General features: G+C 38.0%; 23 protein-coding genes, 3 tRNA genes and 3 rRNA genes. 8 read left to right on the forward strand and 21 right to left on the reverse strand.

Annotated elements, in window-relative coordinates; all coding sequences use genetic code 11:
* Position 1 precedes the first annotated feature (1 nt).
* From LB076_RS02415 to ruvC, 10 genes are all read right to left on the reverse strand, one after another.
* A complete protein-coding gene (locus LB076_RS02415) occupies positions 2–319 on the reverse strand; it encodes a histidine kinase (RefSeq protein ID WP_066331882.1) in 318 nt (105 codons plus the stop codon).
* Positions 306–1,343: a sensor histidine kinase gene (locus LB076_RS02420; protein ID WP_066331885.1), complete on the reverse strand. Its 1,038-nt coding sequence runs from the start codon at positions 1,341–1,343 to the stop codon at positions 306–308. The genes LB076_RS02415 and LB076_RS02420 overlap by 14 nt, the downstream gene beginning before the upstream one ends.
* Positions 1,343–2,476 (reverse strand): FIST signal transduction protein, encoded by a 1,134-nt coding sequence (locus LB076_RS02425; RefSeq protein ID WP_066331888.1) that lies wholly within the window; start codon positions 2,474–2,476, stop codon positions 1,343–1,345. The genes LB076_RS02420 and LB076_RS02425 overlap by 1 nt, the downstream gene beginning before the upstream one ends.
* A 2-nt stretch (positions 2,477–2,478) precedes the next feature.
* Positions 2,479–4,776 carry a PAS domain S-box protein gene (locus LB076_RS02430; RefSeq protein WP_066331890.1) on the reverse strand — a complete coding sequence of 766 codons (2,298 nt, stop codon included), beginning with the start codon at positions 4,774–4,776 and terminating at the stop codon, positions 2,479–2,481.
* A gap of 4 nt (positions 4,777–4,780) precedes the next feature.
* Positions 4,781–5,323 (reverse strand): heme NO-binding domain-containing protein, encoded by a 543-nt coding sequence (locus LB076_RS02435; protein WP_066331891.1) that lies wholly within the window; start codon positions 5,321–5,323, stop codon positions 4,781–4,783.
* 11 nt (positions 5,324–5,334) lie between these two features.
* The gene (locus LB076_RS02440) at positions 5,335–5,748 is read right to left on the reverse strand and encodes a response regulator (protein WP_066331893.1); all 414 of its coding nucleotides are present in this window, start codon (positions 5,746–5,748) and stop codon (positions 5,335–5,337) included.
* 118 nt (positions 5,749–5,866) lie between these two features.
* Positions 5,867–6,049: an MmcQ/YjbR family DNA-binding protein gene (locus LB076_RS13945; RefSeq protein WP_066331895.1), complete on the reverse strand. Its 183-nt coding sequence runs from the start codon at positions 6,047–6,049 to the stop codon at positions 5,867–5,869.
* A 31-nt stretch (positions 6,050–6,080) separates the two neighbouring features.
* The gene (locus LB076_RS02450) at positions 6,081–6,854 is read right to left on the reverse strand and encodes a cyclase family protein (protein ID WP_066331922.1); all 774 of its coding nucleotides are present in this window, start codon (positions 6,852–6,854) and stop codon (positions 6,081–6,083) included.
* Between the two features lie 11 nt (positions 6,855–6,865).
* Entirely contained in the window at positions 6,866–7,999 is a 1,134-nt protein-coding gene (gene hemW / locus LB076_RS02455; protein WP_066331897.1) for a radical SAM family heme chaperone HemW, read from the reverse strand.
* Between the two features lie 62 nt (positions 8,000–8,061).
* Positions 8,062–8,616, reverse strand: coding sequence for a crossover junction endodeoxyribonuclease RuvC (gene ruvC / locus LB076_RS02460; RefSeq protein WP_066331902.1), 555 nt, complete (start codon positions 8,614–8,616; stop codon positions 8,062–8,064).
* Between the two features lie 158 nt (positions 8,617–8,774).
* On the opposite strand from ruvC, the gene LB076_RS02465 reads away from it, so the two are divergent.
* On the forward strand, positions 8,775–9,743 hold the full coding sequence (locus LB076_RS02465; RefSeq protein ID WP_066331904.1) for a lysylphosphatidylglycerol synthase domain-containing protein: 969 nt from the start codon (positions 8,775–8,777) through the stop codon (positions 9,741–9,743).
* Positions 9,744–9,755: 12 nt separating this feature from the next.
* Complete coding sequence (locus LB076_RS02470; protein ID WP_066331905.1) at positions 9,756–10,877, forward strand: glycosyltransferase family 2 protein; 1,122 nt, start codon at positions 9,756–9,758, stop codon at positions 10,875–10,877.
* Here the strand turns inward: LB076_RS02470 and LB076_RS02475 are convergent.
* A complete protein-coding gene (locus tag LB076_RS02475; RefSeq protein ID WP_066331908.1) occupies positions 10,852–11,568 on the reverse strand; it encodes a DUF4184 family protein in 717 nt (238 codons plus the stop codon). The genes LB076_RS02470 and LB076_RS02475 overlap by 26 nt on opposite strands.
* Positions 11,568–12,044, reverse strand: coding sequence for a hypothetical protein (locus LB076_RS02480; protein ID WP_066331910.1), 477 nt, complete (start codon positions 12,042–12,044; stop codon positions 11,568–11,570). The genes LB076_RS02475 and LB076_RS02480 overlap by 1 nt, the downstream gene beginning before the upstream one ends.
* Before the next feature lie 217 nt (positions 12,045–12,261).
* On the opposite strand from LB076_RS02480, the gene LB076_RS02485 reads away from it, so the two are divergent.
* On the forward strand, positions 12,262–12,759 hold the full coding sequence (locus LB076_RS02485) for a DUF456 domain-containing protein (protein ID WP_066331912.1): 498 nt from the start codon (positions 12,262–12,264) through the stop codon (positions 12,757–12,759).
* Between the two features lie 609 nt (positions 12,760–13,368).
* Here LB076_RS02485 and rrf read toward each other — a convergent pair.
* From rrf to LB076_RS02510, 5 genes are all read right to left on the reverse strand, one after another.
* Positions 13,369–13,478, reverse strand: a 5S ribosomal RNA gene (gene rrf, locus LB076_RS02490).
* Positions 13,479–13,604: 126 nt separating this feature from the next.
* Positions 13,605–16,487, reverse strand: a 23S ribosomal RNA gene (locus LB076_RS02495).
* 124 nt (positions 16,488–16,611) lie between these two features.
* Positions 16,612–16,685: transfer RNA gene (locus tag LB076_RS02500), tRNA-Ala, on the reverse strand.
* Positions 16,686–16,779: 94 nt separating this feature from the next.
* A tRNA-Ile gene (locus LB076_RS02505) sits at positions 16,780–16,853 on the reverse strand.
* Positions 16,854–16,981: 128 nt separating this feature from the next.
* A 16S ribosomal RNA gene (locus tag LB076_RS02510) occupies positions 16,982–18,495 on the reverse strand.
* The 16S, 23S and 5S rRNA genes sit together here with 2 tRNA genes alongside, the layout of an rRNA operon.
* Before the next feature lie 704 nt (positions 18,496–19,199).
* On the opposite strand from LB076_RS02510, the gene LB076_RS02515 reads away from it, so the two are divergent.
* From LB076_RS02515 to LB076_RS02535, 5 genes are all read left to right on the forward strand, one after another.
* Positions 19,200–19,565, forward strand: coding sequence for an ISAon1 family transposase N-terminal region protein (locus LB076_RS02515; RefSeq protein WP_066334588.1), 366 nt, complete (start codon positions 19,200–19,202; stop codon positions 19,563–19,565).
* Positions 19,566–19,716: 151 nt separating this feature from the next.
* On the forward strand, positions 19,717–19,944 hold the full coding sequence (locus tag LB076_RS13815) for a transposase (RefSeq protein WP_257785937.1): 228 nt from the start codon (positions 19,717–19,719) through the stop codon (positions 19,942–19,944).
* A 54-nt stretch (positions 19,945–19,998) separates the two neighbouring features.
* Positions 19,999–20,364 carry an ISAon1 family transposase N-terminal region protein gene (locus tag LB076_RS02525; protein ID WP_070786667.1) on the forward strand — a complete coding sequence of 122 codons (366 nt, stop codon included), beginning with the start codon at positions 19,999–20,001 and terminating at the stop codon, positions 20,362–20,364.
* Positions 20,365–20,374: 10 nt separating this feature from the next.
* Positions 20,375–21,328: an ISAon1 family transposase gene (locus tag LB076_RS02530; protein ID WP_198402047.1), complete on the forward strand. Its 954-nt coding sequence runs from the start codon at positions 20,375–20,377 to the stop codon at positions 21,326–21,328.
* 26 nt (positions 21,329–21,354) lie between these two features.
* The gene (locus LB076_RS02535; protein ID WP_232505670.1) at positions 21,355–21,750 is read left to right on the forward strand and encodes a transposase; all 396 of its coding nucleotides are present in this window, start codon (positions 21,355–21,357) and stop codon (positions 21,748–21,750) included.
* A 378-nt stretch (positions 21,751–22,128) separates the two neighbouring features.
* On the opposite strand, the gene LB076_RS02545 is transcribed toward LB076_RS02535, so the two are convergent.
* From LB076_RS02545 to LB076_RS02560, 4 genes are all read right to left on the reverse strand, one after another.
* Positions 22,129–22,202, reverse strand: a tRNA-Asp gene (locus LB076_RS02545).
* Positions 22,203–22,286: 84 nt separating this feature from the next.
* The gene (locus LB076_RS02550; protein WP_066334812.1) at positions 22,287–23,216 is read right to left on the reverse strand and encodes a DUF58 domain-containing protein; all 930 of its coding nucleotides are present in this window, start codon (positions 23,214–23,216) and stop codon (positions 22,287–22,289) included.
* Positions 23,217–23,365: 149 nt separating this feature from the next.
* Positions 23,366–23,683, reverse strand: a complete 318-nt coding sequence (trxA, locus tag LB076_RS02555) for a thioredoxin (protein ID WP_026712447.1) — start codon at positions 23,681–23,683, stop codon at positions 23,366–23,368.
* A gap of 335 nt (positions 23,684–24,018) precedes the next feature.
* Entirely contained in the window at positions 24,019–24,948 is a 930-nt protein-coding gene (locus LB076_RS02560; protein ID WP_066334813.1) for an outer membrane beta-barrel protein, read from the reverse strand.
* Between the last annotated feature and the right edge of the window lie 105 nt (positions 24,949–25,053).

A 25,053-nucleotide genomic window follows, 5' to 3' on the forward strand; every position in this document is an offset into this window, starting at 1 on the left:
TTTACAAATGTAAGACGTACTCTTGCATTAGCTTTAGTAGCGATTCAAAATCGTTTTTTAAAGCTACAGAGTTGTCGTTTAAGTTATTTTCATAATCAGAGGCAAGATAATAACTTTTTTCCAGACCTAAGATAGAAATTTTATGCTTGAGTTTATGTACGGCTTGTGCTGCTTCTAGATAAGCCTCTTTTTGCATTTGATTTTGATACAAAGCAATTTCGGTGGGTAGTTCTTTTTTTAAGATACTAATTATCTTAGATTTAAAACTGGTATCGCCACCTGAGAGTTCGTTTATATAATTTAAATTAGGTGTTTCCATGGTTCTTGGGTAAGTTAAAATAAAAAGTTGTCCCTATCTTTTCTTGGCTTTCTAGCCATATTTTTCCTTTATAAAATTCTATTATTTTTTTTACGATAGAAAGTCCAATACCCGATGATTTGCCATCATTGTGTAGTTTAGAGAATACGTCAAATATTTTGTCTTGATAGACCTTAGCAATCCCTATCCCGTTATCTTTAATTTCAAAAAGAACGTCATGGGCTGTTTCGGAGCTACTTATTTCTATCAAAACTGCTTCTTTATCGTTATATTTTATGGCATTTTGAATTAAATTTTGAAACAATTGCTTAAATCTAAAATCATTACCAAGGAGTTTCGGTAATTTATTTTTTAGGGTAATGGTAACATGGTCTGGAACCGCAATGGTGATTAAAACATCTGCAATCATGACATTTAAATCAATCCATTTATTGTCTTTGGATTGTTGCTCTACCGCAGAATAGTTTAGTATTCCCTTAATAAGCAAATCCATTTTTTCTACATTAGAGAGAATGAGATTTAAGGACTGTAGATTTTTACTATCCATCATTTCTTTATTATCCTCCATAAACCAATTAATCAAAGTATCAATACTCCGCAAAGGTGCCTTTAAATCGTGCGACACCATGTGGGCATACTCATTCAGGGCTTTGTTTTGTTTTTCTAAATGTACCAAAAGCTCTTCCCGTTGTTTGTTAATGCGTACGATTTCCGAGGATTGTTGTTTGATGTATTGTAGCGAATCAAAGCGTACTTTTTTGGGGTTTAATTCTGGGTCTAAATTCATGGAGTCCAATATAGATTGGAGGTTTTTGTTTACTTCTTTTAGACTCTCTGCTTCGTCCCGCAATTTTTGGTTGGCCTCAAATAATTCGTTCGAACTTATTTTCATGGCACGCTGTAGCATTTCCATTTGGGACTCGTAATTTTCGTAAGATTCGTTTACGGCTTCCAAAAAAAGGTCTAAATCATTTAGTCCTCCACGAAGTTTTTTGGCCAGTTGTCTTTTTAATAATGAATGCATTATTCGCTAATTAAAGTTAATGTCATGGTTTGGTTGTGCAATTCACAAGAGGTACTTCCGTTAAAAGGAGCCATCTCTCCATAAGAATAAAAACCTGCCATAGCCGTAGTGTCTCCAATAATTTCTTGTACTTGTTCCAGTTCTTCTTCTACGCGTTGGTTCATTACTAATTTTCTACCTATACAACTCACTAACAAGGCCAATTGCGGCGGTGCAGCTCTTTGGTTCATAGCTAATCTTGCTGCTATCTGAGCTCCTTGAGCTATGCCGTCTACAGAGGCCATCATGAGTTGCACTCTAGCATTTTCGGGAACATCTCCGGCCAGAATCATGGATTGATCGGCGGTGTTAATGTTTAAAATAGTACGCACAACGGCCTCTTTTTTGCCTTTTGGAGTTACGTTTAAAGGATACAACAAAGATGCCTGTGGCAATTCGTTCGATTTGTCTCCTAGGTATTTTTTGTACAAGTCTAATGCTGGCTGGCCATCAATTTCATAGAGTATATTGTCCTGAGATTTAGTTATTATTCGTTCTGGTCCAAAAGGAATCCAACCTCCAAAACTGGCGTAAGAAACCTCTAAACTTTCTCCATAGAAGCCTATCAAAATCACTTCGCCTTCTTTTGGATTTTCTTTATAAGAAGCTATTGTTTTTTCAAACCGGGCATCATCTCCACACATCCCGCCTGTGATAGATGTTTTTAAATCGCCATTAGTCTCTAGTCCCGTAATCAGAGAATCCCCATTAACAAAACTGCCTTCAGATAAAACAAACAAATGTTTTAAGCCCTGTTTTGGAATTTTGTTGTACAATGTTTGCCCTAATTTGGTCGCATTTTTATTAAAATTAAAAATATTTTCTCGTTCTATTACAAAATGTGCTTTTTCAAATTCAATAACCGTTACGGAGATGGACTGGTCATAGACACTGCAACCAATTATTTCTCCAGAAGTAGATCCAAACACAAGATCCGTATACGGAAATTCGTTTCTTATTTCCTCAATAACTTCAGACTGTTCTAGCAAATAGCGGTTGCCAAAAACCAATACTAACGGATTTTTTAATAGTATTTTTTTCTGAAAATAGTACCAAGATGTATTGGCTTGCTTGTAGGCTTGAATTATTTTCATGTTTATTTATTTAATTTTACAAAAAAAGTAGTTCCTTTTCCTTCTTCACTCTCTAGCCAGATTTCACCTTTATAGAAAGTAACTATTTTTTTTACAATAGACAACCCCAAGCCTGTGGAGTGTTTGCTATTGGTGTAAGCCTTGAAGGTTTCAAATATCTTGTCATGAATTTCCTTGGGCATCCCTACGCCATTATCCTTAACGGCAAAAACGTAGTGAGTCGCTGATTCTTCGGAACTAATTGCAACCAAGCCAACTTCTTTATCGATATAATTTACGGCATTGCCGATCAAATTTTGGAACAGTTGCTGTATCCTAAATCGATCTGCCTTAATTATAGGTAATGGGTTTTGGATTGTAATACTAATATGTTCCGGAACATGAATAATATCTATTATACTACTGACAATTTCATGGGTATTTACTTTTTCTCTTCGGGTAGCTTCTTTATCAATTTTAGAGTAGGTTAAAATGCCCTCAATTAAATGGTCCATTTTTTCTACTTTGTGTTCAATTAACGAAAAATATTTGATAGTCTGTGCCTCAAAGTTGGTTTCGTTTTCTTCTTTGATCCAGGAAATTAAAGAATTAATGCTCCGTAAAGGGGATTTTAAATCATGCGAAACAATTTGCGCATAGTCCTCCAGTTCTTTGTTAGTTTTGGCTAAATCATGAATTAAATTTTCTTTTTGAGTTTCCAATAACTTTTGTGCTGTTATGTCTTCCTCAATAGCAAAATATTTAATAATACGGCCTTCTTTGTCATACAATGCTTGTCCTTGTATCCGAACCCAATATTTGGTTTTATTTTTAGAATAGTTTAAAATTTCGCAATTAAAGGGCAAGCCTTTTTTTATTTGTTCTCGCAAATAGTGCACGGCCTCTTTGTCCGAGTTTTCTCCTTGCAACAAAGGACCAGGTTTCTGACCTATAACCTCTGATTGGGTATATCCAGACATTTTTAAAAAACTGGTATTAGCCCACTCTATCTTTCCCTTGGCATCACAAATGATAACGGAATTGATGTTTTTTTCGGCAATTAAAGAGAGTAAATACAGCTGCTGTTCTTGGTTTTTTTGGGTAGTTATGTCCAAGTGAATCCCTATCGAACCAATTAGATTGCCATGAATGTCGTAATTAGGAGCGCCACTTATAAGCCAGGTTTTATTTTCTTTACTCTTTGTTATAGCAGTTATTTCATAAGAATCTGGCACGCCTTTAACCCGAAGTTTGTTTTTAGACTCCAGTATTTTTCCGCCTTCTTGAGTCAAGAATATCCCCGAAGCATTGCGGCCTAATAGCTCTTGCATACTAAAACCGCTCATATCCAGAAAGCTCTGGTTTGCCATTGTAATGGTATCTTTAAGATCTACTTCTAGCAATCCTAAATTCATGTTTGCAATAATACTTCGGTACTTTTCTTTTTCTATTTCTAAACTTTCGTCGTATCTTTTTTTGAGGGAAATATCTTCTAGAATGGCAAAATATTGAGTAACATTTCCTTGAGAATCACGGATCGGCTGTCCTTTTACACGAGACCAAAATGGCGTGCCATTTTTTCGTGCGTGAAACAATTCTACCTCAAAGGGCAGACCGGTATAAAACAGGTCTATCATTTTTTTTAACTCCTGCCTATCTGTGGCAAGCGTTTGTCCTAACTCAATTGGGGTTTTGCCTATAATTTCTGGTCTGGAATATCCAGTTAGTTCTACAAAAGCATCGTTACACCAAAAAATCCTCCCGTCTAGTTTGGTAAAAACAATACCATTCGTATTAGCACTAGCTACATAGGATAATCTATTGAGTTCTTCTTTATCTTTTTTGAGTTGGTTTTTTTGGGTGTTGATGGTTAGCAACAATTCTTTTAACTCTTTGGAAGTATTTTCTGCATTGTTCAAAACGTGTAGCAAATCCAGTAAGGGATCGTTTGGGGCAAAATCATCAAAGGTTAAATGCCGATCCATCACTTCGTTCATGGAAGTAAACCAAGGGGATCCTACAAATAATAAAGAAACACCCATTTTGACAAACTGTCCTCGTAGGGTTACATTTGTTTTGGCATATTCTAGCAAGAGGTGTTGCTCGCCATGGTTTACCAATTCTTCAAAAGTAACCGTGGTTAGATGCGGTCTTTTAATTTCAAAATCAGTGGTAAATAAATTTCCTTGTTGAAGATCTGGACAAATTTTGGCAAGGCTCTTACCAAAATTACTCAGGCGTAGATCCGGACGTATCTGAAAATAAAACGGAAACAAGTTATTAAAACTTTCCTCGTCAAAATGAAATCCAGATCCTGTCATACTTTTACCAATTTACTTTAAATATTTCGTGAGAACTACCGGCATTTCTGGATTGAATTAAATCCAGCACCACCGGAGTTTGGTATACTATTGCTAATCCTTGCAAGATGCCTCTCACAAAATCCTGAAGCCCTTCTCTTTTAGAAAAATAATGCAAATGGAGCGCATTTGGAGTGATATCGGTTACTTTAAATTCTGGAGGGGTTAGTTTGGGGTAAACCAACATAACTCGGTTATGAAAATTGGGTAAATTGATCAAAAAATCTCGCAAATTAGTCCCTCCAGATTCCATCAATCCAGGATATTTTTCTTTGGTTGTTTTAACCACCCACCATTCTCCAAACGCAATTAAAACCGCACTCAAGGTCATTTGCATTTCTTGCGCAACGGCTCCCGCAATTTTGTACGTTACTTCATCATCATAAATTTCATTACTCAAAAAAAAGTCAATGTCAATACCACTTTTTTCATGAATAATTTCCCATTTTTCTCTACCAAAGTTAGCTACAACTAAATCTTCAATGGATTTATTGACAATTCCGTACATCTCGTTTTTTTTTAAGTGTTGATTAATTCATTGGAGCTCCAATAGGCAATTAATTTAGTAATTCTATCTACATAATCTTCGTATTTTAAAGGTTTAATCATGTAGCCCGCAATTCCTATTTTATAACACTCTAAAACATCTTTATGATTGCTGGAGGTGGTCAAAATAATTGCCGGAATGTATTTTAAATACGCATCTGCTTTTAAAATCCCTAAAAACTCAATACCATTAATTTTTGGCATATTCAAATCCAATACAATTATATCTGGAACAAACTCCTTGGATTGGAGTAGTCCAATTGCCTCTTCGCCGTTATTGGCTTCTACAATTTTATGATTTAATTTGGAGGTGCTTAAAACTCTATTGAATTTCATTACCTCAATTTCATCGTCTTCTATAAGCAATATATTTAGTGCCTTAATCATTAATTTTAGATATTATATTTTGAAATATAAATGTAAGACCAATATACTAAAAAAAACAATACCAATCGGTAGTCATGGCTGCAATGCGGACAAATAACACAAAACCATCGATGAATGGTTAGCCTATGGTAGCCTGCTGTTTTTTGGGCAATTTAGGGGTACCCGCTTCCCATAATGGCAAGGAGGTCAAAGCAACCATTTTGCTGCCTACTTTAAAAACCAACGTATGCACACCAAATGGAAAATCTGCCGTTACGCCTTTTTTAGAAAGACAATAATTGTAATAGTTCTCTAAATCCATACACTAAAAATTAACCTCTTTTAAAAAAAAATCAAACTGCCTTAGTGGCAAATAAAACAGGTCTACTAGGGCTGGCATCATTCTCAAAAGAAGCCATTTGTAAGTTCAGCACATAACTACCATCCGCAACCGAATCTTTCACAAAAACCATCTCCGTTATGGTAGCCTGCATTCTCGCATCGGCATTCAAAACCCTTACATCCGTTACGTTCCAAAAAGCTTTGTGGGCCAAGAGTTTGCCTGCATCTTTTTCTTTATCCACGCTAGGCAAATCTACCAACAAATGCATTATACCGCTTTCGCGAAAGAAACGCGCCGCCGCCTGCTCCAAATAAGGAGGGTTGGTATGCGAGTATTTTCGGGAAACCTTACTAGCCTCGTTGGGCAATGTTCGTATAATAAGCGCCTGAGGCGTTTTGCCATTTAGGGCTTTTTGGACTGCTGCTTGCGTCACGACCAAATCGCCATCCTTTTTTTCAGGAAACACAGAGACCAACTCCGCACTAAAAAAAAACTGCTGTAAGGCTTGATTAACACTATAAAAATCATGGGTAATATGCCCCAGACATTCCGTGTGTGTACCATGGCCATGTGGATTAAAGGTTATCGAATTAAAGTTGGTCGAAGACATCCCTTCAGACACCTTGCCAACCCATTCTTCAAACCGAACTGGTGCTATTATTGGTTTGTCAATATACCAAGCAATCGGATTGGCATCGGTGTTGGTAATTGGGATCGAAATATCTATCGGTTCGGACAAATCAATTTCAAATTTGCTATGTTGCTCTACAATGGTTGCTTTCAATACAAGGGATTTTATTCCAAATTTACCCAAAAAAGAGCAGATGCAATACCGTCTGTCAAAAATTTTCCCTTTTGGGTAGGCCTCAAGATGTTGTTTTCGATAAAAAGCAAATCATCTTGCAAAAATTTTTGTGCTTGCTTGTGCAAATAATCCAAATAAACTGGACCAAAGTCTGAGGATATGATCTCTAATGCCACCCCCCAAATGGTGCGCAGGCCAGTCATTACATATTCATTATAACGATCTGATACCGATAAAACTTCGGTTTCATTGGGTAGTTTTCCGGCGGCAATTGCCTTTATATACAGCAAATTATTAGCCTTATTCCAACTCCTTGAAACCCCATTATAGCTATGTGCCGAGGGACCAATCCCGAGGTATTTTTTGCCCAACCAATAGGCCGAATTATTTTTAGAAAAATAATCTGGTTTGCCAAAGTTGGATATTTCATAATGAACAAAACCTGCTCTTTGCAGCTCTGCAGTCAAAATCATAAAATGTTCCTGAGCTACTTCGTCTTTTGGTGCGGCTATTTTGCCTGTTTCAATTAATTTTTTTAATGCCGTTTTGGGCTCTACCGTTAAGGCATAGCTGGAAATATGTGCAATGCCAAAAGACACTGCTTTTTGAATATTTTGTAGCCATTTTTGGTTGCTCATCCCCGGAATTCCATAAATTAAATCCAAAGAAATATTATCAAAATATTGGGTAGCTAGTTGTAAACATTCTTCGGCTTGTGCAGCATTGTGTGCCCGGTTCATCATTTGCAAATCGTCTTCAAAAAAAGATTGAATACCGATAGACAGCCTATTGATTTTACTCTCCGAAAAAGCAATAATACGCTCCCTAGACAAATCGTCTGGGTTGGCCTCAAGGGTAATTTCAGGGCTATCCACAACGGTATAATGGGCGTATACTTGTGCAATCAAAAAAGTAATTTCGTCTACGCTCAATACACTAGGGCTGCCTCCGCCAAAATAAATAGTTTCTATTTTTTCTGTTTGGGATTCGTTTTTGCGCAAGCGAATTTCTTCGGCCAAAGCTAAAAGCATTTGTTCTTTCGTTTTCATTGAAGTCGAAAAATGAAAGTCACAATAATGACAGGCTTGTTTGCAAAAAGGGATGTGTATATAAATTCCTGACATATCAATGGTCTGGGGTTATTAATTAGCTTGGCAATTAGGGTCTGAAAGCAGATTTTGCTGCTTTATTTCTTAACGCGTTCTTCGTTTTGTTTTACAAAAGCGTCCCATCCAGAATAACTTTTGGCACCAATTACTTTTCCAGAATTAAAAAAATGACAAACTGCCGCGGCCAATCCATCTGTAGAGTCCAGATTTTTGGGCAATTCTTTCAAACCCAACAACTGTTGGAGCATTTTGGCTACTTGTTCTTTGCTTGCATTACCGTTTCCGGTCACGGCCATTTTTATTTTTTTGGGTTCGTATTCTGTAATGGGTATGTCTCTGGATAATCCAGCTGCCATGGCCACGCCTTGTGCACGTCCTAATTTAAGCATGGATTGTACGTTTTTGCCAAAAAAAGGAGCTTCGATTGCAATTTCATCTGGATGATGGGTGTCAATTAACTCAATGGTTCTTTCAAAAATAACTTTTAATTTTTGATAATGGTTGTCATATTTGGATAACAAAAGTTCGTTTAATTGTATAAATTCCATTTTTTTATGGACAATTTTAATCAACCCAAAACCCATAATGGTGGTTCCGGGATCTATACCTAATATGATGCGTTCGTTTGCCAAAAGATTTGTTTTAACATTAATTTTGTTTGCATAAACTCCAAAGTAAACCCAAAACCCCGTGGGATTTTAGACGTGTTTTTTTTAGTATTTTCTACTTATTTAGTAGCTAATTTTTGCCCGATAGCATTTTCAAAATACTTTTTAGTTTCTTTGTGCTTATGATTTCAATTTCTCACAAAACTAAGCAATTCTTGGTAGTTCTAATCAAAGTTTGGATTGTTGCTGCTGCCTTTTATTTTATTTATAACCAATTGGCAAGCAACAGCCAACTGGACTGGGTACAATTTCAAGAAAAATTCAGGAAAAATAAATCCATTTCTGGCATTGCTTTTATTGTCTCTCTTAGTATCCTGAATCGTTATTTAGAAATTCTAAAATGGCAAAATCTAGCTTCTTTCCTGAAACCAACCTCCGTATCTCAAGCCACACAACAAGTTTTGGCAGCGTTGACTGCCGGAATATTTACACCCAACGGAATAGGAGAATATGCTGGCAAAGCACTTTTTTACGAAAAACAGCAAACCAAAAAAGTGCTTTTTTTAAATCTAATCTGTAATGGAATCCAAATGGTGTGGACTATTTTTATCGGTATTTTGGGACTGCTTTATTTTAATTTTAAATACCAACTACTCTCTACGCCTACTGTTTGGTTGCTTCTTGGAGGGGTCGTGTTGGTGGTTTTGTTCTTGTTTTCTATAAAAAAAAGCACTCTAAAAGGCTATTCTATTCAAAAAATAATTCATAAAATAAATGCCATTCCAAAAGCAATACACCAAAAAAACATTTTGCTAGGTCTTTGCCGCTATCTGGTTTTTTCGCATCAATACTATTTTTTATTTCTAGCTTTTGATGTTCATTTGCCTTATTTGACCTTAATTTCTGCAGTAGCCAGCGTGTATTTTTTGGCTTCGTCATTGCCCAGTTTTCAGTTTTTAGATTTTGCAGTAAAAGGCAGTGTTGCTATTTTTTTCTTTACCATTCTGGGCGTAAATGAATGGATTGTAATCTTTGTATCGACCTTAATGTGGTTTCTAAATATTGTTTTACCGGTTATGCTCGGAAGCTATTATGTGCTTCGATTTAAAAGTCCTGCTGATGCCCAGCAGCAAACAAATAGTATTTCTTAAATTTTTATACCAATGATTTTATTAACATCAATACTACTGATAACTATCTATTGTATAACAATTAGCGGGCTTTGTTACGGTTTTAATAAAATAAAAACCTACCAAAAGTCCGATTTAAAACCCCAAACTAAATTTAGTATTGTGGTGCCTTTTAGAGACGAAGCCCAAAATTTGCCTCTATTGTTAGATAGCTTTTCCCAATTGAATTATCCTAGCCATTTATTTGAAGTACTCTTGGTGGACGATGCCTCTAAAGAAGCTTTTCGTCCAGAATGTTATCGATTTGGCATTCAGATCATCCAAAACCACAGACAAACCAATTCTCCAAAAAAAGATGCCATCCAAACCGCAATAACTACGCTAAATACCCAATGGATGGTTACCACCGATGCCGATTGTGTGGCTCCCAAAAACTGGCTACTCACCTTAGACAATTATATACAAACCCATAAGGTGGCAATGCTTGCCGCTGCAGTGAATTATGATGGCACCAACTCTTTTTTGCATCAATTCCAACAACTGGATCTCTCTAGCCTACAAGGAGCAACCATCGGTAGTTTTGGTCTCGGACAGGGCTTTATGTGCAATGGTGCAAACTTTGCTTATACCAAAGCTTTTTTTGAAGAACTCAACGGATTTCATGGAAACGCTACCATCAGTAGTGGAGACGATGTTTTTCTGTTGCAAAAAGCCATGGCACACGCACCCGAAAAAGTACATTATCTAAAATCCAAAAATTGCATTATAACCACCAAACCACTAAACAACTGGAAATCTTTATTTTACCAAAGAGTACGCTGGGCTTCCAAAACAAGTGCTTATCAAAGTTTGTTTGGCAAACTACTAGCAGTGGTTGTTTTTGGCGGCAATGTCTCTTGGATTTTATTAGTAGTACATGTAGTTATAGAGGCGAACCAGAGACTTACAGCAGTAATTTTTATCTTGCTTAAAATGAGTGTAGACATCCTTTTACTCTTACAAACAAATGCTTTTTTGAACACCAAAAAAAGATCTTATCTCTTGGCAGCAAATTTGTTTTATCCGTTTTTTAGCACAAGTGTTGCTATTTATTCTCTATTTGGAAAATACGAATGGAAAGGAAGGTATTTCACTCGTTGTTATTTTTTTCTCTAAAAAGCAAACCAACAGCTGTAATTGCTAAAAAACCCGAAAACAAAACACTCACAATAAGACTCCCTAGTTGGTCAAATTCTAGTCCAAACCAAAAACGTGTAGCCAAAATGACAGCCCAAATTCCTAGTGTTGAACTCCAATAAACCAACAATTTATTTTCAACAGGGTCTGGAATCACAGGCAGTTTATAAACATGCCAAAACAGCAAAATTAAGCCCAACATACTACTGCCATGTTGAGCAATTGTATATACCGGAAAAGAAAAAAAAGAATTGTTTAGGAAAGGAATTTTTTGAACCAAATAGCCATCCCAATGCGTCATGGAATCCCAAAAAATATGAGAAACAGCTCCCAAGAAAAAAGAACTTATAACTATAAAAACATGTCTTCTAAAGTAAGTCATCCAGTTTTTATTTTTTAATAATTGCAATCTACCGCTAATGCAAAAAGGCAAATGGTTAATTAACGGCTTTTTAATAATTTCATGAAAAGCAAAAATTACCAGAAAGCCAAGAGGAAAGTCAATTAAAAAAATACCTAAAAAAGTATGGCTCCATTGGCTATGCATTTTCATTCTAAAAAAATACTCCAAATCTGGAGACATCGATCCTACAACCAAAGCTGTAGCGGAGCAGTATTTCTTCTTAAAAAAAGGCAAAACAATAGCAGGATGAGAAAAGGTAAAAGGCATTACGGTTCTGCTTTGATAATTACCGGTAATATAAATTGTGTTTTGACCGGAATACCTCTTTTTATTGCAGGACTAACCTTTGGAAAATCTATCAAGCGAGCATGTAAGATACTGTCTATTTGCATCACATCATAGGCTACCGAATCTTTAGGAAATTGGGGTTCAAACTTCATTTTAGAACTAGGATACACCGTAACCTTTACCGCAATAGTATCTAATTCAGGGTAAAGCGTAGCAAGAGAATCCATGCGTATTTTTTCTTGGATTAAAGTAGCCAAGTATTCAAAAAAACAATGCTGTCGTTCTAGCTTTGTTTCCATCTTATTACAATCCACAAAAGAAGGATATTCATCCACTTCATTCCAATCAATTGCATTTAACTCCTTTTGTAATAATTCTTTTTCAGAAGGAATTTGTTTGTCAAAATAGTTACAAGAATTAAATACTAAAAATAATATGAGGAGATAGTACTTCAATGGTGTGGGTTTTCAAATTTACTTATTGGCGCAAAAATACGATTAATTTTAGAGAAAACTTCCTTTTTTGATTTCAAGATATTGCTTGCAAACCGTATAAAAAGCAACCGTATTTAAATCCACCACAATAAACAAACCCTCCAATTTACTTTGAGTAAAGCACCGAAGCAACAAATAAAAGTCCTATTTTTATAAAAAAAGAAATAAAACCCACTTTATGGACTTAGTATTTTTAATTATCGGATTAGTACTTATGCTAATCGGTATACTAGGAAGCGTACTTCCAGTACTACCAGGTCTATTTTTTAGTTGGCTAGGTCTCTTACTGCTTTATTTTACCAAGGCCGTGCCTGTAGACTATTGGGTTATTGGCAGTACATTAGTAATAACTCTGGTGCTTTCTATACTAGATTATATAATCCCTGCCCAAGGAACCAAACGTTTTGGAGGTAGTAAATATGGCATCTGGGGAACCAACATCGGGTTAGTCCTCGGAATAATCCTCCCAATCCCATTTGGTGTTATAATAGGCCCATTTTTAGGAGCATTAACAGGCGAACTTCTATTTAACAACGCTTCGAGCAAAAAAGCTTTCAAAGCCGCTACAGGATCTTTTTTAGGTTTTTTGGGTTCCAGTTTTATACAATTATTAGCAACAGTCCTTTTTTTAGGGCTATATATATTAATTGCCTGGAAATATAAAGAGCAATTTTAGGACTAAAATAAATTAAAACTCGATTATAGAAAATGTGAGCGTATTAAAGCAACCACATTGGTAAGCTAAAAGTAAATCGATCTGGATTTAAATCGGAACAATACAATCTCAAGATCAATAATCAATCATTTTAAAACTACATTAAACTATTTCAACAATTGAAATACGAATACTTCGAAAGAAACGAAATTCATAAGCTTCTTTAAAATTCATAATTAAAATAGTAATAATCTTTTAATACTAAAATTAAAGCGTTCAGAAATCCGTGTAAAGGCGTTCTGAAAATTGATTTTTTCTTGTTTAGATTATCAAACCTTTTTGGATAACCCACAACATTTGCGCATGATTCAGTACAAATGCTTCGGCAGAATCTTTCAACGAAAAAATAAAAGCATTAATATCGCAATTTGAGATGTAATAAAAGTTGATTTGCCCTTTTTAAGAACAACAAAATTGGATCCAATGGGTTTTAGATATAAAACAAAAAACCCTTATCCGATTAGGATAAGGGTTTTTTAAAAAGAAAGGCGACGGATCGAGGCTTTTAGCCGACACGTCGTACCTATAAAAAAAAAGAACCCCAACTTTTACAAGTTGGGGTTCCATAAAGAAAGGCGACGACATACTCTCCCACATAACTGCAGTACCATCTGCGCAGGCGGGCTTAACTTCTCTGTTCGGGATGGGAAGAGGTGAGCCCCGCCGCAATAACCACCTTAAGGTCGTTTTGCAATGGGTAAATTAGCATGGTGCTAATAAACATTACAGAATATCGTAACATACTGAGATAAAGAAAAAAATATAATTAGAAAGTTTCCCCAGCCTCTTACGAAGCTGGAAAGGGTGTACATAAGCTTACGGATTATTAGTACTACTCGACTATGACATTACTGCCTTTACATCTATAGCCTATCAACGTGGTCATCTCCCACGATCCTTAAAAGAAATCTCATCTTGTGGTGGGTTTCGCGCTTATATGCTTTCAGCGCTTATCCCTTCCAAACGTAGCTACTCTGCCATGCCACTGGCGTGACAACAGATACACTAGAGGTTTGTCCAATTCGGTCCTCTCGTACTAGAATCAGATCCACTCAAATTTCTTGCGCCCACAGTAGATAGAGACCGAACTGTCTCACGACGTTCTGAACCCAGCTCGCGTGCCACTTTAATGGGCGAACAGCCCAACCCTTGGGACCTTCTCCAGCCCCAGGATGTGACGAGCCGACATCGAGGTGCCAAACCCCCCCGTCGATATGAGCTCTTGGGGGAGATCAGCCTGTTATCCCCGGCGTACCTTTTATCCTTTGAGCGATGGCCCTTCCATGCGGAACCACCGGATCACTATGCTCTACTTTCGTACCTGATCGACCTGTATGTCTCTCAGTCAAGCTCCCTTATGCCATTGCACTCTACGCACGGTTACCAAGCGTACTGAGGGAACCTTTAGAAGCCTCCGTTACTCTTTTGGAGGCGACCACCCCAGTCAAACTACCCACCAAGCAATGTCCCCCGCAATGCGGGGTTAGGCCTCAGACAAACAAAGGGTTGTATTTCAACAATGACTCCACAACGCCTAGCGACGCCACTTCATAGTCTCCAACCTATCCTACACATCATTTGTCCAAGGTCAATACTAAGCTATAGTAAAGGTGCACAGGGTCTTTTCGTCCCACTGCGGGTAAGCGGCATCTTCACCGCTACTACAATTTCACCGAGCTCATGGCTGAGACAGTGTCCAGATCGTTACACCATTCGTGCAGGTCGGAACTTACCCGACAAGGAATTTCGCTACCTTAGGACCGTTATAGTTACGGCCGCCGTTTACTGGGGCTTCAATTCAATGCTTCTCCGAAGATAACATCTCCTCTTAACCTTCCAGCACCGGGCAGGTGTCAGGCCCTATACTTCATCTTACGATTTTGCAGAGCCCTGTGTTTTTGATAAACAGTCGCCTGGACCTCTTCACTGCGGCCAGCATTGCTGCTGGCGACCCTTCTCCCGAAGTTACGGGTCTATTTTGCCTAATTCCTTAGCCATGAATCTCTCGAGCACCTTAGAATTCTCATCTCGACTACCTGTGTCGGTTTGCGGTACGGGTACTATTAACCTGAAGTTTAGAGGTTTTTCTTGGAAGCGCTTAGGTGTACTATCTCTTTGTCCGAAGACGCCGAGTACTATCGTATTTCCCCAAGCCGCGTGGATTTGCCTGCGCAGCCTATAGGTACGTACTTCAACGAACTATTCCGTCAGTTCGCGACACTTTCATTACTCCGTCACCCCATCACAGTTAAAACTAGTACGGGAATATTAACCCGTTGTCCATCGACTGTCCCTTTCGGGTTCGCCTTAGGTCCCGACTAACCCACAGCTGATTAGCATAGCTGTGGAAACCTTAGTCTTTCGGTGTGCGGGTTTCTCGCCCGCATTATCGTTACTTATGCCTACATTTTCTTTTCTAATTAGTCCAGCAACCCTTACGAATCACCTTCAACCCCATTAGAATGCTCCCCTACCACTTACGTATTATCGTAAATCCATAGCTTCGGTAATATACTTATGCCCGATTATTATCCATGCTCGTCCGCTCGACTAGTGAGCTGTTACGCACTCTTTAAATGAATGGCTGCTTCCAAGCCAACATCCTAGCTGTCTAGGCAGACAAACCGCGTTCTTTCAACTTAGTATATATTTGGGGACCTTAGCTGATGGTCTGGGTTCTTTCCCTCTCGGACTTGGACCTTAGCACCCAAGCCCTCACTGTTATGAAACATTATATAGCATTCGGAGTTTGTCAGGAATTGGTAGGCGGTGAAGCCCCCGCATCCAATCAGTAGCTCTACCTCTATATAACTTAAACATAACGCTGCACCTAAATGCATTTCGGGGAGTACGAGCTATTTCCGAGTTTGATTGGCCTTTCACCCCTACCCACAGATCATCCCAAGACTTTTCAACGTCAACGGGTTCGGTCCTCCACTTTGGGTTAACAAAGCTTCAACCTGTCCATGGGTAGATCACACGGTTTCGCGTCTAACACTACTGACTAAAGCGCCCTATTCAGACTCGCTTTCGCTACGGATCCGTGGCTTAACCACTTATCCTTGCCAGCAACGTTAACTCGTAGGCTCATTATGCAAAAGGCACGCCGTCACCCCACGAAAGGGCTCCGACCGCTTGTAAGCGTATGGTTTCAGGATCTATTTCACTCCGTTATTCACGGTTCTTTTCACCTTTCCCTCACGGTACTGGTTCACTATCGGTCTCTCAGGAGTATTTAGCCTTAGCGGATGGTCCCGCCAAATTCAGACAGGATTTCTCGTGTCCCGCCCTACTCAGGATACCACTATCCATTATAGCACTTACCTATACAGGACTATCACCCTCTTTGGTTCTACTTTCCAGTAGATTCTAGTTCGTTTTACATGGAATATCGTGGTCCTACAACCCCAAAATTGCCGTAACAACTTTGGTTTGGGCTAATCCGCGTTCGCTCGCCACTACTTACGGAATCACTTTTGTTTTCTTCTCCTCCGCCTACTTAGATGTTTCAGTTCAGCGGGTTTGCCCACCCGTAGGTGTACTATGTCTTCAACATAGTGGGTTGCCCCATTCGGGTATTTACGGATCAATCGATGTGTGCTCGTCCCCGTAACTTTTCGCAGCTTATCACGCCCTTCATCGCCTCTGAGAGCCAAGGCATCCCCCATACGCCCTTATTTTGCTTATTGTACCAATCTTAAAATTAATTAAGACCGTTTTTTTTGTCTTTTACTACTAATAGTAAAAAACGCTTTCTACTTGTAATATTTTCTTATCTCAATATGTCAATGAACTTTTTTCCTTTCGGAATTGTGGAGAATAACGGAGTCGAACCGTTGACCTCCTGCGTGCAAGGCAGGCGCTCTAGCCAGCTGAGCTAATCCCCCATTTCTAATCTTAAATTATGAATGTTGAATTTTGAATTAAGGTATTCATACTCATACTTCTAAAATTTCCTTATATATAACTAATCCTAAATTGTTGTCTCGGACAGACTCGAACTGTCGACCCCTACATTATCAGTGTAGTACTCTAACCAGCTGAGCTACGAGACACTCTTCATTCTTAAATTATTTGTTCTTTTTTTAAATTAACAGCAAGAGTAATAAAATTTTAAGCATAATGACCAACTTCTCTTTTCGTCTCTTTCCCTAGCGTGCTTGCGCTAACACTAAGGCTCTAGAAAGGAGGTGTTCCAGCCGCACCTTCCGGTACGGCTACCTTGTTACGACTTAGCCCTAGTTACCAGTTTTACCCTAGGCAGCTCCTTGCGGTCACCGACTTCAGGCACCCCCAGCTTCCATGGCTTGACGGGCGGTGTGTACAAGGCCCGGGAACGTATTCACCGGATCATGGCTGATATCCGATTACTAGCGATTCCAGCTTCACGGAGTCGAGTTGCAGACTCCGATCCGAACTGAGAACGGTTTTGTAGATTCGCTCCTATTTGCATAGTGGCTGCTCTCTGTACCGTCCATTGTAGCACGTGTGTAGCCCAAGGCGTAAGGGCCGTGATGATTTGACGTCATCCCCACCTTCCTCACAGTTTACACTGGCAGTCTTGTTAGAGTTCCCGACTTGACTCGATGGCAACTAACAACAGGGGTTGCGCTCGTTATAGGACTTAACCTGACACCTCACGGCACGAGCTGACGACAACCATGCAGCACCTTGTAAATTGTCTTGCGAAAGGTCTGTTTCCAAACCGGTCAATCTACATTTAAGCCTTGGTAAGGTTCCTCGCGTATCATCGAATTAAACCACATGCTCCACCGCTTGTGCGGGCCCCCGTCAATTCCTTTGAGTTTCAAACTTGCGTTCGTACTCCCCAGGTGGGATACTTATCACTTTCGCTTAGCCACTGAACTTGCGCCCAACAGCTAGTATCCATCGTTTACGGCGTGGACTACCAGGGTATCTAATCCTGTTCGCTACCCACGCTTTCGTCCATCAGCGTCAATCAATTAGTAGTAACCTGCCTTCGCAATTGGTATTCCATGTAATCTCTAAGCATTTCACCGCTACACTACATATTCTAGTTACTTCCTAATAATTCAAGTCAGACAGTATCAATGGCCGTTCCACCGTTGAGCGATGGGCTTTCACCACTGACTTATCTGACCGCCTACGGACCCTTTAAACCCAATGATTCCGGATAACGCTTGGATCCTCCGTATTACCGCGGCTGCTGGCACGGAGTTAGCCGATCCTTATTCTTACAGTACCGTCAAGCTGGTTCTCGAACCAGGGTTTCTTCCTGTATAAAAGCAGTTTACAATCCATAGGACCGTCATCCTGCACGCGGCATGGCTGGATCAGGCTTGCGCCCATTGTCCAATATTCCTCACTGCTGCCTCCCGTAGGAGTCTGGTCCGTGTCTCAGTACCAGTGTGGGGGATCTCCCTCTCAGGACCCCTACCCATCGTAGCCTTGGTATGCCGTTACCATACCAACTAGCTAATGGGACGCATGCTCATCTTTCACCGATAAATCTTTAATAGTGATCTCATGCGAGACTGCTATACTATGAGGTATTAATCCAAATTTCTCTGGGCTATCCCTCTGTGAAAGGTAGATTGCATACGCGTTACGCACCCGTGCGCCGGTCTCTAGTTCCGAAGAACTATACCCCTCGACTTGCATGTGTTAAGCCTGCCGCTAGCGTTCATCCTGAGCCAGGATCAAACTCTTCATCGTATATTGTTTGCTTATCTCTAAGCTATTTATTTTTGACTGAAGATCTATTGGTTCTTTTTTATTCTTGCATTTCTATTACTCTTATTCTTTGTCTTAAGATCTCTCTTAAAACGGCTGTCAATTCAATATGTCTAGGAACGTGTCTTATCTTGTTTCTCGTTTCGTCGGTCAATTTTCGTGACTCTCGAAGCGGGTGCAAAACTACAACTTGTTTTGGTAACTGGCAAGAAAATTTTGAGGTTTTTTTAAAAAATAATTTTTTAATTTTTTCTCTATTTCTCTTAGCAGTATATCAAATAACGTCGCTTGTTTAGCGGGGTGCAAATGTAAACTTTTGCTTTAATTCTCACAAGCTTTTGAACTCTTTTTTGAAAAATAAATTTTCGCCTTGATTTCGTCTGCTTGCCAGTATTTGAAAGAACTTGTTTCTTATTGCGGGTGCAAAACTACCGCCTTTTTTCGGTTAATCAATACTTTTTTTACCTTTTATTTACCTTTTCTTAATAAGAATCGCTAACTGCTTTGTTTTTAATTCTATACAAATGCTTCTTTTGTTGCTTTTATAGGTCTTCGCTGCTGTTTTTGTGGTTATTCTGCCGGTTTTAGGGGTTTGGTGGTTGTTTTTTGCATGTGTATCGGATCAAGTCTAAATGTTGTGGGGAAATATAAAAATAGAGATATTTGTATTTCCAAATCAGATACAAATGCAAGATTCTTTTGTCGACCTTCTCAAGTTGTTACTTCCTGAAATCATAGTTGAATACTTTGAACTGACTTCCTATAAAAAAGAGGAAGAGATACTTCATCTTTACTTAAAGGAGATTAATTCAATTCCTAAAGAACATCGACAATCTAAATTAAGTTCAAAAGGGTTCTTTGATGAAATAACAGTTCAGGATTTCCCTATCCGTGGGCATCAGGTATATCTTCATATCACTCGAAGAAGATGGCTGAATGAAGATACTGGAAAAGTAGTTTTTAGAGATTGGAATTTAGTAGCAGACGGAACTCGTGTAACCCAGGAGTTTGCGTCTTTTTTAAAAGAGATCCATAGATTCCAGCCCAAATGATTGTAATGCTATCGCCTCTTTCTATGGCGTTAGCGGTAAAAATCTACAACATCAATACAAAGATTTTCTAAGTGATTTCAAAATATGGGATCAAAAACTACACGCAAAACAATGGCTTATATTTCCAGAAAACATAGGCAAACGCTTATCAATTGACGAAACCTCCTTGTCCAATGGCGAACTCTATACTATTTTGACCAACAAAGCTGGAAAGGGAAAGAAAGGAACTATAGTGGCTATGATTGCAGGAACCAAAGCTGAAACGGTAATCGCTATCATTGAAAGAATCCCTCTTAAACAACGAAATCTAGTCACCGAGATAACCCTAGATATGGCAGGAAATATGGGGCTCATTGCCAAGAAATCGGATCAAGTCTAAAAGTTGTGGGGAAATATAAAAATAGAGATATTTGTATTTCCAAATCAGATACAAATGCAAGATTCTTTTGTCGACCTTCTCAAGTTGTTACTTCCTGAAATTATAGTTGAATACTTTGAACTTACTTCTTATAAAAAAGGAGAAGATATTCTTCATCTTTATTTAAAAGAGATTAATTCAATTCCAAAAGAATATCGTCAATATAAATTAAGCTCCAAGGGATTCTTTGATGAGATAACTGTTCAAGATTTTCCTATTCGTGGACATCAAGTTTATCTATATATCACCCGCAGAAGATGGCTGAATGAAGATACTGGAAAAGTAGTTTTTAGAGATTGGAATTTAGTAGCAGACGGAACTCGGGTGACACAGGAGTTTGCGTCTTTTTTAAAAGAGATCCATAGATTCCAGCCCAAATGATTGCAATGCTATCGCCTCTTTCTATGGCGTTAGCGGTAAAAACCTACAACATCAATACAAAGATTTCTTAAGTGATTTCAAAATATGGGATCAAAAACTACACGCAAAACAATGGCTTATATTTCCAGAAAACATAGGCAAACGCTTATCAATTGACGAAACCTCCTTGTCCAATGGCGAACTCTATACTATTTTGACCAACAAAGCTGGAAAGGGAAACAAAGGAACTATAGTGGCTATGATTGCAGGAACCAAAGCTGAAACAGTAATTGCTATTATCGAAAAAATACCGCTTAAACTACGAAATTCTGTTACCGAAATAACTCTTGACATGGCGGCAAACATGGGATTGATTGCTAAAAAATGTTTCCCTAATGCTACTCGAGTTACAGACCGATTCCATGTGCAAAAATTAGCGTTAGAGGCTTTACAAGAAATCAGGATCAAATACCGCTGGCAAGCCATTGACCAGGAAAATGAAGCCATCGAAAAAGCGAAGAAAAACAAGAAAAGGTTTGAGCCTGAAGTATTGACTAATGGAGATACTATTAAGCAGTTACTTGCTAGAAGTAGGTATTTCTTATACAAGAATAAATCAAAATGGACGGCGAATCAATTACAACGAGCATTATTGTTGTTTGATTTATATCCCGACATAAAAGAAGCTTACAATCTATCTCAAGGATTACGCAACATTTTTGAAAACACAACCGATAAAATCATTGGTTTTGCCAGACTAGCTAAATGGCATGAAAAAGTAAATCAATCTGGTTTTAAGTCTTTCAATACAATATCTCGAACCATAATCAATCATTATCAAAGCATATTGAACTATTTTGATAATAGAAGTACTAATGCATCAGCAGAATCCTTTAACGCCAAAATAAAAGCTTTTAGATCTCAGTTTAGAGGTGTTAGAAATGTAGAATTCTTTCTTTTTAGGCTAACTAATATTTATGCCTAATTTTTGCTGCTCCACAGGTTTTAGGATTGATCCATTTCTTATACAAGAATAAATCAAAATGGACGGCGAATCAATTACAACGAGCATTATTGTTGTTTGAATTATATCCCGACATAAAAGAAGCTTACAATCTATCTCAAGGATTACGGAACATTTTTGAAAACACAACTGACAAAATCATTGGTTTTGCCAGGCTAGCTAAATGGCATGAAAAAGTAAATCAATCAGGATTTAAGTCTTTCAATACAATATCTCGAACCATAATCAATCATTATCAAAGCATATTAAACTATTTTGATAACAGAAGTACTAATGCATCAGCAGAATCCTTTAACGCCAAAATAAAAGCTTTTAGATCTCAGTTTAGAGGTGTTAGAAACATTGAGTTTTTCCTTTTTAGGCTAACTAATATTTATGCCTAATTCTTGTCGCTCCACAGGTTTTGGGATTGATCCCAGGTTTTGGGATTGATCCCAGGTTTTGGGATTGATCCCAGGTTTTGGGATTGATCCCAGGTTTTGGGATTGATCCCAGGTTTTGGGATTGATCCCAGGTTTTGGGATTGATCCGTTTGTTTTGCAAAAAAAGGAACACCAAGACACAACGACTATAAATCAATTGTAACGAATGGCTTTTAAATCAAAAAAGCCATCCACAGTAAAGTGGAAAGCTTTTCATTGGTCTAACTACTAAACCAGGTCTTTTGACTACGAGTCAAATGGACCAAACAACACAACTAATTTTAAAAACCTTATGGGACAAAAAAGCCTTTCTAAATAGAAAGGCTTTTCCCAATATTGCGGTCTGGACGGGACTCGAACCCGCGACCCCCTGCGTGACAGGCAGGTATTCTAACCAACTGAACTACCAGACCCACTGCTCTATTGCGGTGGCAAAGATACAATATAATTTGACGTGTACAACTATTTTTGACATAAAAAAATAGAAATAGAAAAAACTAAGATCCAAACTGTTGTTTTTCAGACAAATAAGAAGTTATTATTTGTTCAAAATCTCCATTTACCGTTACCGGAATGTATTTAATCTTGTTTTGAGAACAATTTAGAGACACTTTCTTAAAGTATTGCGTAAGCTCATGCTGGTACACTTCCTTAATATTGTCTGCATAGAGCAATACCTCATCTTGGGTTTCTAAGTCTATAAATTTTCGGGGCGTATTATCAAAGTCAAAATCCAGTTCTGTCTTAGCATCTATAACATGAAAAAGCACTACTTTGTGTTTATTGTGTTTTAAATGTTGTAGTGCGGCAAACAATTTTGCTTCGTCTCCACTCTGAAACATGTCTGTAAAAAGAACAATCATAGAACGTCTATGTATTTTCTGAGCAATTTGATGCAGATACGTTATTGTATCGGTACTTTTTTGGCTTTTAACCGGATCCAACAACGCCTCCAACGCATGCAACAACATATGGTGGTGGCGGTCGCTTCCTTTCTCGGGAGCATAATATTCGTAGCTATCCGAAAAAACACTCAATCCAACAGCATCGCGCTGTTTTTTGAGCAAATTCATCAATACCGCTGCCGCAAGTACTGAAAACCCAATCTTGTTTTCGTGAAAACTTTGGTTGGGTTGCAACTCTGGATAGTGCATCGAGGACGAATTATCAATAATAAGATGGCATCGCATATTGGTTTCTTCCTCAAACTGCTTAGAATACAACCGATCTGTTTTTGCAAAAAGTTTCCAATCAATATGTCGGGTACTTTCTCCCGGATTATAAACCTTATGTTCGGCAAACTCGGCCGAAAATCCATGAAAAGGACTCTTATGCATGCCCGAAACAAAGCCTTCTACAATCTGGTTTGCAACCAACTGTAAGTGCTGAAAACGGGATATTTTACCAATCTGCGAATCTAATTTCATATTACAAAAGTATTACAAACAACAAAGTGCCTTAAACCAAATCAGCCTAAAAGTACATCAAATACCATCCAAAAACAAAAAAAGGGTTGACTAACAGCCAAACCCTTTAACAACTAATTTCAGATGCTTACTTTAATACAATCCTACAATTACAACAAAGCGTCTAAACTATCCGCATAGGTTTGCTTTGGAGCAACACCTACTTGTTTTCCTACTACTTCTCCGTTATGGAAAACCAAAACAGTAGGAATATTTCTTACACCATATTTAGCAGCAAATTCTTGGTTAGCATCCACATCTACCTTCCCAACAACTACCTTACCTTCATATTCAGAACTTAGTTCATCAATAATTGGCCCTACCATTCTACAAGGCCCACACCATGCTGCCCAAAAATCTACCATTACCGGTTTATCTGATTTCAAAACTACTTCTTCAAAAGTAGCATCTGTTATTGCTAATGCCATACTATTTTATATTTAATGTTTATCGTTTTAACCAAATGTTAAACTAGATTACAAATTTAGAAATTAAAAACAAATAGTACACTATTCTAGAATTACTTTTGATTATAAATCTATTGTAAAAAACTATTAAAAAAAACCAAAAAAAGTAACTCTATAGCCATTTGGAGCCACTTCCTGCTATCCGCTATATCTTTTTATCCTGAAAAAAATCAGGATAAAAAGGATGCCGCTACTATCAGGGCTAGAAAAAAAAAGAATCCAATAGATGTTATTAATCCAAAAAAAAAGACCCTCTAGATACAGAGGGTCTTTTTTATATTTTATCTAATGGCAACTTAGAGACTATATTTCAAGCCTAAAGTCAAACCAAGTCCACTAATCCCAACATAAGAACTCACATCATCCGAGGCTTTAGATCTATCGTATCCCGCTTTATTTGTCAATTTGTTGTTAGAGCTAGCAGTAATTTGTTCCACATAATTTACATGATTTTCTGCATAAGAACCATCTCGGAACGAAGTAGTGGCATTCAATTTATCTACACCGTTTTCCGTATAAACCTCCGTTTCTTTAGATTTGCCATGAACCGTAAAGTTTCTATACTCCAATTCTCCAAAAACAGAAATATTTTTTCCTAATTTATAAGACGTACCCACTACGGCCATAAAACCAATGGTAGGATTAGGCAATACTTTTTCTTTAGCATACGCAGTAACAACTCCTACTGGAGTGGTATAGCTTCTATTGGTTTCGATAGTCAGATTTCCGACCACAGGAACAATAACCCCTACTTTAGTATATGGTTCAAAGCCTTTGCTTTCGCCCAAAAACAACACCACCGCTGGAGCTAAATCTAAAGCAGTAATCTGGCCTACTGCCGTACCCGAAACAAATACAGGCCCAGGAGCTACTAATTTATTTTTGGTATCTACCATAGTTTTAGTACTACTTTTAAAGAAATTTACTCCCATCTCTACACCCAAACGTGTAGAAAAACGATATCCTGCAGTTAAGCTAGAACGAAAACCCTCGCCAAAAGAACCCGTATTGGTTTTTCTAGAAACCAGAGTAGTTCCATCGGCCCCAAAAACATCCGTATTAGGCAAAGAACCCGAAACAACTGGAAATTCTGTTGCTGCAGTTTGTAAAAAATACGATCCGCCTAACTTAAAATACCAATTCTCGTTATTGGTATTTTCTTTTTCTTGCCCCAACATAGTTAGAGAACAAGCCATCATCCCTAAAATTAGTAAGTTTTTTTTCATGATTAGTTTTTTTTTAAAGTTTTGATTTAGTTCTTACAAACATAATAATTTTAAAATTATGCTTTAGCCTTGCAACAAAAAACAGGATACAAATAAAAGAATTGC

The organism is Flavobacterium crassostreae (assembly GCF_001831475.1).
GTDB lineage: Bacteria > Bacteroidota > Bacteroidia > Flavobacteriales > Flavobacteriaceae > Flavobacterium > Flavobacterium crassostreae.